Annotated in this window: 10 protein-coding genes; 4 read left to right on the forward strand and 6 right to left on the reverse strand. The window is 71.2% G+C overall.

The window, feature by feature from the left end; translation table 11 throughout:
• Positions 1-484: 484 nt before the first annotated feature.
• Positions 485-1303 carry a coiled-coil domain-containing protein gene (locus GBZ26_RS22375; RefSeq protein ID WP_174440751.1) on the forward strand — a complete coding sequence of 273 codons (819 nt, stop codon included), beginning with the start codon at positions 485-487 and terminating at the stop codon, positions 1301-1303.
• 3 nt (positions 1304-1306) lie between these two features.
• On the opposite strand, the gene GBZ26_RS22380 is transcribed toward GBZ26_RS22375, so the two are convergent.
• The 3 genes from GBZ26_RS22380 to GBZ26_RS22390 form a co-directional block, all read right to left on the reverse strand.
• Positions 1307-1510, reverse strand: coding sequence for a hypothetical protein (locus GBZ26_RS22380; protein WP_174440752.1), 204 nt, complete (start codon positions 1508-1510; stop codon positions 1307-1309).
• A 123-nt stretch (positions 1511-1633) separates the two neighbouring features.
• The gene (locus tag GBZ26_RS22385; RefSeq protein ID WP_174440753.1) at positions 1634-2317 is read right to left on the reverse strand and encodes a class I SAM-dependent methyltransferase; all 684 of its coding nucleotides are present in this window, start codon (positions 2315-2317) and stop codon (positions 1634-1636) included.
• A gap of 61 nt (positions 2318-2378) precedes the next feature.
• Entirely contained in the window at positions 2379-3380 is a 1002-nt protein-coding gene (locus tag GBZ26_RS22390; RefSeq protein ID WP_246654131.1) for an alpha/beta hydrolase family protein, read from the reverse strand.
• Positions 3381-3617: 237 nt separating this feature from the next.
• Here GBZ26_RS22390 and GBZ26_RS22395 point away from each other — a divergent pair, with 237 nt between their 5' ends.
• Positions 3618-4283 carry a MarC family protein gene (locus GBZ26_RS22395; protein WP_174440755.1) on the forward strand — a complete coding sequence of 222 codons (666 nt, stop codon included), beginning with the start codon at positions 3618-3620 and terminating at the stop codon, positions 4281-4283.
• 6 nt (positions 4284-4289) lie between these two features.
• On the opposite strand, the gene GBZ26_RS22400 is transcribed toward GBZ26_RS22395, so the two are convergent.
• The 3 genes from GBZ26_RS22400 to GBZ26_RS22410 form a co-directional block, all read right to left on the reverse strand.
• On the reverse strand, positions 4290-5348 hold the full coding sequence (locus GBZ26_RS22400) for a Glu/Leu/Phe/Val dehydrogenase dimerization domain-containing protein (protein ID WP_174440756.1): 1059 nt from the start codon (positions 5346-5348) through the stop codon (positions 4290-4292).
• Positions 5349-5736: 388 nt separating this feature from the next.
• Positions 5737-6345, reverse strand: coding sequence for a DUF2076 domain-containing protein (locus GBZ26_RS22405; protein ID WP_174440757.1), 609 nt, complete (start codon positions 6343-6345; stop codon positions 5737-5739).
• A gap of 325 nt (positions 6346-6670) precedes the next feature.
• The gene (locus tag GBZ26_RS22410; RefSeq protein WP_174440758.1) at positions 6671-7786 is read right to left on the reverse strand and encodes an AI-2E family transporter; all 1116 of its coding nucleotides are present in this window, start codon (positions 7784-7786) and stop codon (positions 6671-6673) included.
• 203 nt (positions 7787-7989) lie between these two features.
• On the opposite strand from GBZ26_RS22410, the gene GBZ26_RS22415 reads away from it, so the two are divergent.
• Both GBZ26_RS22415 and GBZ26_RS22420 read left to right on the forward strand, forming a co-directional pair.
• A complete protein-coding gene (locus GBZ26_RS22415; protein ID WP_145690460.1) occupies positions 7990-8667 on the forward strand; it encodes an HAD family hydrolase in 678 nt (225 codons plus the stop codon).
• Entirely contained in the window at positions 8664-9548 is an 885-nt protein-coding gene (locus tag GBZ26_RS22420; RefSeq protein ID WP_174440759.1) for a lipid kinase, read from the forward strand. Before GBZ26_RS22415 ends, GBZ26_RS22420 begins: the two co-directional genes overlap by 4 nt.
• Positions 9549-9717: the final 169 nt, after the last annotated feature.

The following is a 9717-nucleotide window of genomic DNA, read 5'->3' on the forward strand; positions in this document are numbered from 1 at the left end:
GGCACCCTGCTCCCGCAGAAGCTCCTCCAGCCCGGCCCAGTCCTGGCGGTCGTAGCGGATCTTCCCCATGCCGAGCTGACGGCCGAGCGCGTCGGCGATCAGGGGGTTCGGTTCAACCAGGACAGCACGCATGGGGTTCTCCGCAACATCGGATCGGCGAGGGCGATTGTTTTGCTTTTTAGGAAAAGTTTTCCTCGCGCCTGCAAACATCATTCAAAAAACCAATCGAAATCCGTACTGTCAATCGTTGGTGTTAATACCTTGGCGAGAGGCGGGAGTCGGTGTTAAAGCGGTTTTAAAACCTGTTAACAAACCCGATTTTGGAAAATTAACCGGCGAAATCCATGAAAATGCGAGATGAATTCTCGGCAGTGCTTTTGCCGGACCGTCTCCCGGCCCCGGCCTATGGAAAAAAGGTTCCTGTGCGCAGGGCGCGGGACGCGCTACTGTGGCGCTGCAGGCCCGACTGTCAGGATTAGCCGCGATGACCGAGATGATGCCGCTCTCCAACGCCGAGGATACGACGCCTCCGCCCGCGGCGCCGGGCAAGCGGACCACCCGTCAGCGCGCGGCGAAGGCGCCGTCGGAGGAAACCACGCAACTCCTGCGCGTCTACGGGGATCAGGTCGCCACGCTCGGCGAGCAGATCGCCAAGGCCGAGGCCGCAGCCGACAGCGAACGGGCGGAACGGCTGCGGGTGATCGCCGAGCACGCCTCCGAACGCGAACGCTGGCGCGAGGCCATCGGGCAGGTGGAGCGGGCGCGTTCCGGCGAGATCGGGACCCTTCAGGGCGACCGCGAGGCGGAGCGCGACCGCATCAACCAGCTCGTCGAGACGCTGATCGCCGAGACCTCGGCGCGCGAGCAGGGCATGGCCCGCGCGCTTCAGGACGCGGAGGACCGGCTGTCCGCGGTGAACGCGGAGATCGCCGCCCTGCGCCTGTCCCACGCGGTCGCGCTGGACCGTCTCCAGGCCGACCGCGAGGCCGAGCGCAAGCGCATCGGCGACCTCGTGGAGCGGCTGATCGCCGACACGGAGGCGCGGGAGCGCGGCTTCCACCAGCGCATCGAGGCGGCGGAACGCCGCAGCGAGGAGGCGCAGGCGGCGCTGGAGCAGGAGCGCCGGACCGGTGCGGAGCTGGAGAAGCGGCTGGAGCGGCTGACCGGCACGCTGGACGGCCTGCGCCGCGACCGCGAGGCCGAGGTCGCCGCCTATGAGGCCATGCGCGACCAATGCCGCATTCTGGTGACCGAACTGGCGCGGCGGCAGCGCCCGTGGTGGCGCCGCATCTTCCGGCGCTGAACGTTATTCGTCCTTTTTCTCGTCGCCGCCGCGGAAGGGCGCGGTCGCCACATGGGCCGTGGCCGACACCACGTCTCCCGCGACGCTGACCGCGGACCCGGCGACGCTGGCCGCCGTGTCCACCGTGGCGACCACCACGCCGCAACCGGTCAGAAGCAAGGCCGCCGGGAAGACAAGGACAGCAGCGGACAAGGAGGGGCGGGGCATGGTCTTCGACCTTTGAGACAGTGACACCGCTCCACTATGCCCCGGACGCGCGGCGGCGCGCCTGTGACCAAACGGCGGCGCTCATGCTGGCATGCCGCCGTATCGCTGCCAAGCGGGTCCTGCTCAGGGCAGCTTCTTGAAGACCATGCGCCGCATCGGCTGGTCGAAGGCGGTCATCCCCTCCGCGTCGATCCGCCCGCTGGCGGCGAAGCGGCGACGGACCTCGGCCTCCACCGGGGGCAGGCGCTCGCGCCGCGCCGGGTCCACGGCGGTGACGTGGGTCAGGTAATGATCGGCGTCGCGGTAGCGCACCACCGTGCCGTAGACCGTCTCGTCCACCGCCTGCAGCGGCAGCGGCGGGTGCTTCAGCGTGTCGTAGGCGGCGGCGCGCACCTCCGTCTCGTCCTCGATGGGCAGGATGACCTCGAAGTAGGCGCCCTCGGCGATCGGCTCGACCACCACCAGCGTGCCGCCGGGCTTCAGGACCCGCGCCGCCTCGGCCATCGCGTCGGCCATGACCGCCACCGGCAGATGGTGGAAGCTGTTGGAGTAGACGATGGCGTCCACCGACGCATCCTCCAGGGGCAGCGCCTCCCCCTTGCCGACGCGGTAGTCGGCGCCGGACACCGGCTCCGCCTTGCGGGCGCGGGCGAGCTGGCCCTCGCTGATCTCGATGCCGATGGCCCGGGCGCCGAGCCCCGCGAAATGGCGGGTCAGCGCCCCGTCGCCGCAGCCGACATCCACCACGGTCCGGTCCCGTGGGTCCAGAACCTCGGCCAGGGCGTCCTTCAGGGTCATCGTCGTCATGGTGCGTTTCCGTTTTTCTTGATGGTTGGCAGGTGTTGGGCGGCGTTCCGGCCCCGATGGGTCAGGGCGCGGCGTTGAGCGTTCGCCGGAAATAGTCGAGGACCTCGTCGTTCAGCCGCGCGTGGAAGCCGGCGCGGTCGAAGCCCGGCGGGTCCTGCACCGTTGCGCCGAAGCGGGTGGCGGCGCTGGCCGGAACCGGCGTCAGGAAGGCGTAGTGGCCGGCGCCGGGAACGAGGTCGTATTCCGGCGGCCGGGGCAGCAGGCCGCGCACCCGCGCCACCTGGAAAGCGCCGCTCTCGTCGCCCTTCTCCGCCTCGTAGAGCCGGACCGGGACGGTGACGCGGGACAGCGCGCCGTCCCCGAACAGCGCGCCGACCGGGTCCATCAGCAGCAGCGACCGGATGCGGGAGTCGGTGGCAGCCTCCAGACGCTTCGGCGAGGCCGCGGCCGCGGTCTTGGCGCCCGCCGGGCAGAGGCTGCCATTGTCCGGATGGGTGGCGCAGACCTGGGCCAGCCGCCCGGGATCGGCGACCCCGCCCGCCGCCGCCAGCGCCGCATGGCCGCCGGCCGCGTAGCCGAGCACGCCGATGCGTTGCCGGTCCACCCGGAAGCCCATGGGCGAGGAGTCCAGCACGGCGTCCAGCGCCGCGCGGAGCTGCAGCGGCAATTCCGGCCACAGCGGCACGGTGCCGACCCGGTCGCCCCTGCCGGTTCCGGGATCGGCGCCGGGCTCCATGCCGCCGAGATGGGTCACGATGGCGGTCGTCATCCCGCGGCGCGCCAGGAACAGGGCGACGCTGACCATCGCCAGTCCGTTGCGCGACGGCCCCTGGGTCATCATCACCAGCGGCATGGAATTCAGCGCCGGCCCGCCCTCCGGGGCGACGTTCAGGTGATAGGGGCCGCGCCGGATCGGCTGGACGGGATCGCGCGTGGGATAGAGCAGCAGGATCGGCACGGACTTGCCGGTGCCCGGATCGGCGTAGGCGATCTGCGACACCGCCGCCCGGAACTGGGCCGGCGTTTCCGCCCGCGCGGGCAGGACCGGGAGCAGCCCGGTCATCACAAGAGCCAGAACCCACCGCCGTGTTCGCGGACTCATCGCAACCCCTCCGGCATCACGTCTCGAAGCCTTCCCCGCTTTGGGGGAGTGTGGCCGTCTTGCCGGTCGAACGGCAAGAGCGTCGTGCTCTCCCTGAACAATGGGGGCGGCAAATCATGGCGCCTTGCCAAGGAACGGGCCGCGCTGTACCACGGCGATAAGCCCAGCGAACCGCCAAGGCACAGGCCGGCCCGTCCCATGTTCGACAGCTTCCTTCTCGCCTTCACGGCGCTGTTCTCGATCGTCAACCCCATCGCCATGGCGCTGATCTTCAGCCAGGTGACGGCGGAGCGCAGCCCGAAGGAGCGCGCGCAGCTCGCCACGCTGGTCGCCGTCTATTCGGCCATCGTCATGCTGACGGCCTTGTGGGCGGGATCCTATGTGCTGAACTTCTTCGGCATCTCGCTGGCGGCGCTGCGGATCGCCGGCGGCTTCGTGGTGGCGGAGCGCGCCTGGGCGCTGCTGAGCGCGCCGGAAGCGCACGAGGCCCGCAAACAGGAGCAGGCGGCCCCGGCGGAGGATGCCGGGGACTCCGATGTCGGGGAGTCGGCCTTCTTCCCGCTGACCATCCCCTTCACCACCGGCCCCGGCACCATCTCCGTCGCCATCGCGCTCGGCGCCACCCGCCCCAGGGGCAGCGAGGGACTGACCGAATTCTTCATCGGCGTGTCGGCGGCGGCGCTGGCCATCGCTCTGCTGATCTGGCTGTCCTACCGCTCCGCCGACCGGCTGGTGGCGCTGCTCGGCCACACCCGCGCCCGTGTGCTGACGCGGCTGTTCGCCTTCCTTCTGTTCTGCGTCGGCGTCCAGATCCTGCTGACCGGCATCCTGGATGCCTTCCCCGTGCTGGCCTCGGGGCGCTGAGCCGTTTCAGCGGGCGCGCCCCACGCGCTGGCGGGCCATGCGGTCGGCCACGGCGGCGGTCGGCTTGCGCTCCATGTCGGCGCGGGCGAAGATCTCCGTCAGCGTGTCGGCGATCCGCTCGATGTGGCTCATCACGCGGCCATGATCGTAACCGGCGCGCTCGTGGTAGACGTCGATCACCCCGCCGGCGTTGATGACGTAATCGGGGGCGTAGAGGATGCCGCGGTCGGCCAGCGCCTGCCCGTGCCGGGCCTCGGCGAGCTGGTTGTTGGCCGCCCCGGCGACGACCGGGCAGGTCAGCCGCGGGATCGTCCCGTCGTTGAGGACGGCGCCCAGCGCGCAGGGGGCGAAGACGTCCACCTCAAGATCGAAGATGGCGTCGGCGGACACCGGCGTGGCGCCGACGCGGTCGGCCACGCGGCGGGCCTGCGCCTCGTCGATGTCGGCGACCCACAGCCGCGCCCCGGCCTCGGCCAGATAGCGGGCGAGGTGCCCGCCCACGCTGCCCACGCCCTGGATGGCGACGCTCAGCCCCTCCAGGTCGGTGCGGTGCAGGCGGTGGAGCACCGCCGCTCGGAGCCCGACGAAGACGCCGTAGGCGGTGGAGGGGGAGGGGTCGCCGCTGCGCGTGCCGCCGCTTGCGGTCGCCTTCTCGACCACGCCGGAGACATGGGCGGTCTCCTGCGCCATGGTCTTGATGTCGGGAACCCCGGTGCCGGAATCCTCGGCGACGATGTAGCGTCCGCCCAGCCGTTCGACGTGGCGCCCCATGGCGCGCAGCAGCGCCTCGCTCTTGTCCGTGCGCGGGTTGCCGATGATGACCGACTTGCCGCCGCCCAGCGGCAGGCCGGCCAGGGCCGACTTGTAGGTCATGCCGCGCGACAGGCGCAGCGCATCGCGCAGGGCCTCCTCGTCGCTGGCGTAGAGCCACATGCGGCAGCCGCCCAGCGCCGGGCCGAGCGCGGTGTCGTGGATGGCGACGATGGCGCGCAGGCCGGACGCGGCGTCGGAGCAGAAGACCACTTGCTCATGGTCGTCGAAATCGGGGTGGTCGAACAGCGGCACGGTTTCCTCCAAAATTATTTTTCTTTTTGAAAGGCGGACATCGCCGTGACGCAAAGCTCGGGCGTCGCGCGCGGAAGGGTTCCGTGCGCCGTGCGATGGTACGGCGTGTCCGCTTTTCCTTGCCCTGTGCTTCACCCTTTCTTGATCGGGCGGGGGAGCGACAGGGCGTTCTCTTGAAGGAAACTAGATGCGCGTGAAATTGCTGGCAAGGCGGACGGTTGGCCGTCCTGCAAAAAGCAAGGAGATGAGCGCCGGCGCGGTCCGGAATCGGGAAAGTGTCGCGGACGGGGCCGCGAACGATAATTTCCGGTCTGCTCTCAGGACGGGGAGGGAGGCCGGGGACCGGCCGGGCGGTGGGAGGAGGCCGCCCGGCCGGTCCCCGCGGGTATCAGAATTCCTCGTCCCCGCCGAAGCCGCCCCACGAATCCTCTTCGCTGGGGAGTTCCTCGGCGACTTGGTCGACGGCGCCCTGGGCCTCCTGGGCGATGGCCTCGCCACCGCCGGAGAAGGCGCTGGACAGCGCGCTGCCGATCAGCATGCCGCCGGCCACGCCCATGGCGGTCTGCATGGCGCCGGCCATGAAGCCGCCGCCGGCGCGCTGCGGCTGCTGGGCATAGGCCGCGACGCGCGGGTCGCCGTAGGCCGGGGCGGCGCCGGGCGCCTGGCCCCAGGGCGAGCCGCCGGGGCGCTGCTGCGGGGCCGGGGCCGGCTTGGCGCCGCCACCGAACAGGCCGCCGAAGATGCCGCCGCCACCGGCCGCCGCGGCCGGGCGCTCCTGAAGCTGGCGCTCCAACTCCTGGTTCTGGTTCTGCGAAGCGGCCAGCGCCTGCTCCAGCATGACGATGGCCTGCGCCATCAGGTAGGGCGCGCCCGGCTGGCGGGCGATGGTGTCGCGGATGTGGGCTTCGGCCTGCGGGTCGCGCGGGCCGGACTGGGCCTCGGCCTGACGCAGCTTGGCGAAGAGGTCGTCAATGATCTGGCGTTCGGTCTGGTCCATGGCGGTGCTCGTGCTCTCGGTGGTTTGAGGGATGGTCCGGACGTGCCCCGGCGCGTCGTCCGTCAGAGGGGCGACAGCGTCCGGGGGAGGCCGGAAAGATGTGGAGGGAGCGGGAGAGGTCTGGGGATCGCGGGTCCATGGGAGCATTCAGTCCCTCCAAGTGCGGTCACGCCCGTCGGCGCAAGAGCAGGTGAAGAGATCCGACATCGCGACCACGTCTAAGTCGCCAGAGGGGCCCGGATCACAGGTCCCGGAGACGTGGGGAGGGCCGGGAACCCTGTCAAGAGAGGGGGGCGCCAGAAAAACAACGGAAAACAGCGCTGCGTTACTCGGGCCGTGTGCGCGCCTCGAAGCGGCGGCGGTCGCTTTTGTCGCTGAGCACGAAGGCGAAGGGGCGCAGCGCGTCGATGTGGCTGAGCGCGATGGCGATCAGGACGGTCATCGGCACCGCCAGCACCGTCCCGGCGGCCCCCCACAGCCAGCTCCACAGCAGCAGCGAACTGACGATCACAAGGGGCGAGATGGCGAGCTGCTTGCCCTCCAGCCGCGGGCCGATGAAATTTCCCATCACCTGCTCGATCACCAGCAGCCCGCCCGCCACCATCAAAGCGGTGGTCGACCCGCCCTGGGCCAGCGCCATCAGCACGGGCAGCGTGGCCGCCCCCACCGACCCGATCACCGGGATGTAGTTCAGCAGGAAGGCCAGGAAGCCCCACAGGAACAGGAAGTCGATCCCGAACAGCGACAGCCAGCCGATGTAGAGCGCCCCGGTGATCAGCCCCAGCGTCGTGCTGACCAGCAGGAAACGGCGGAACTGCTGGGCGATGGCGGTGACCGCGGTGACGGTGGTGGCGCAGCGCTCCGGCCCCAGCGTCTTGACGATCTTCTCCCGCCAGACCGGCGCCTCGACCAGCATCAGCAGGGCGAGGAACAGGACGATGACCAGCGTCGATACGGCCTCCCGCGCCGCCGTCAGCACCGACGCGGCGAGGCCGGACAGCGCCTCCGCTCCGCCGCCTCCGTTGCCGTTGCTGCCGGAGTCGCCGAGGAACTGTTCGCGCAGCCCGTCAATCCAGCCGTTCGCCTGCCCCCACAGGCGTTGCAGTTCCTCGGCGTGGCGCGGCACCTCGCCGGCCCCGCGCTGGCCGATGAACCACAGGCTCCCGGCGAAGACGGCCAGCACCAGCAGCACCGTCAGCATGGCGGCGAGCGGGCCGAGCAGGGCCAGCCGCGGCGGCACCCGGTCGCGCACCCAGCGCCCGACCGGCGCCACGGCGACCGCGACGAAGAAGGCCCCGGCCAGCGGGATGAGCACCGGCGAGGCGGCGCCGAGGCCCCATAGGACGGCCAGGGCGGCCAGCAGGCCGAGCAGCCAGAGGCCGAGCGTCATCCGGTCGATGGACCAGCGCCGATTCCCGTCCGTGTCCTCACGCTGTGCCAAGGCTGTCCGCCCCCCGCCGTTGCGCCGCGCTGCCCACTGGGCAGCATGAGCTTGACGCGAAACCGGTCGCGAAGTTCCGCCGCGCCCCGCACCCACCGCCGGCGCAGAATTGCCATCGGGGGGACGTTGCGGCGCAGCGGGGCTGCCACCAACTCACTGGGGCCGGCTCCGCCGGAGCGGGATTCAGCCTGGGGACTCACGCCATGGACCGCATCAACACGGCTTTCCTGTTCGACCTCGACGGCACGCTGATCGACAGCGTCTATCAGCATGTGCTGGCCTGGCAGGAGGCGCTGGACCATGAGGGGATCGAGCTGTCGGTCTGGCGCATCCACCGCAAGATCGGCATGAGCGGCGGCCTGTTCGCCAACATGCTTCTGCGCGAGACCGGCCTCGCCATCAGCCCGGAGCTTCTGGAGCGGCTGCGCCGCCGCCATGCCGAGGCGTTTCGCGGGCTGGCCGGGCGCGTCCGCCCGCTGCCCGGCGCGCAGGAGCTGCTGTCCCACCTGACGGCGGCGGGCATCCCCTGGGCCATCGCCACCAGCGGGCGGATCGAGACGGCGCGCTCCGGCCTGGAGGCTTTGGGCGTGGACCCGGACCGGGTGCCGGTGGTGACGCGCGATCAGGTGAAATACGCCAAGCCCGATCCCGACCTGTTCCTGGCCGCGGCGGAGCGGCTCGGCGTTCCCATCGAAACGGCCATCGTGGTCGGCGACAGCGTGTGGGACATCCTGGCCGCGCGGCGCGCCCGCGCGCTCAGCATCGGGCTGCTGTCCGGCGGCTATGGACAGGACGAGTTGGAGCGGGCCGGCGCCTTCCGAGTCTACGAGGACCCGGCCAGCCTCCTGGAGCATCTGGATGAGGTGGGAGGCCGACGCTGAGCGCCGATCGACGCCGCGCGCTGCTGATCGTCAACGGGAAGGCCCGCCAGGGGCGGCGCGCGCTCGACGACATTCGGGAGGAGGCCGCAAAGGCGGGAGTGACCCTGATCCGCGCCGAGTGCCGCGAGCGGGAGGACATCGCCGAGGCGATTCGCGACCATGCCGACTCGGTGGACATGGTCATCATCGGGGGTGGCGACGGCACGTTGAACGCCGCCGCCCCGGCGCTGGCCGACACCGGCCTGCCGCTGGCCATCCTGCCCATGGGCACGGCGAACGATCTGGCGCGCACGCTGGGAATCCCGCTGGACCTGCGGGAGGCGGCGAGGCTGGCAGTCGGCGGACCGGTCCGCCGGATCGACCTGGGCGAGGTCAACGGCGTGGCCTTCTTCAACGTCGCCAGCATCGGCCTCAGCGTCGAATTGGCCCGTGAGCTGACGCGCGAGATGAAGCGGCGCTGGGGCGTGCTCGGCTACGCCGTGGCGGCCTTCCGCGTGGCGCGGCGCATGGCGCCCTTCCGCGCCGAGATCCGCATCAACGGGGTGCGGCACCGCGTCAAGTCGGTGCAGATCGGCGTCGGCAACGGGCGCCATTACGGCGGCGGCATGACCGTGCAGGAGAACGCCGCCCCCGACGACGGGCAACTGGACGTCTACAGCATCGACCTGCGCGGCTGGTGGGAGTGGCCCCTGCTGTACCCGGACTTCCGCCGCGGCCGGCACGGACACTGGAAGAACGTCCACGCCTGGTACGGGCAGGAGGTGGAGATCACCACCCGCCATCGCCGCCCGGTCAACACCGACGGCGACATCACCACCCACACCCCGGCGCGCTTCCGCGTGCGGCCGGGAGCCGTCGCCGTCATCGCGCCGCCGCGGTGAGGCGTAGGCTGTTGCCCCCCCCCCAACCCTCCCCCCCCCCCCGCGGGCGCCCGCGGCGCCGGCCCCCCCCCGCTCTCCCGCCTGGGCGCCGCCCCCGGCGTGGGGGGGGCGGGGGGGGGGGCCCTCTCCCCCCGGCCGGGGAAGCCGGCGCGCGGGGCAGCGCCGGCCC

The organism is Azospirillum formosense (assembly GCF_013340925.1).
GTDB classification, from domain to species: domain Bacteria; phylum Pseudomonadota; class Alphaproteobacteria; order Azospirillales; family Azospirillaceae; genus Azospirillum; species Azospirillum formosense.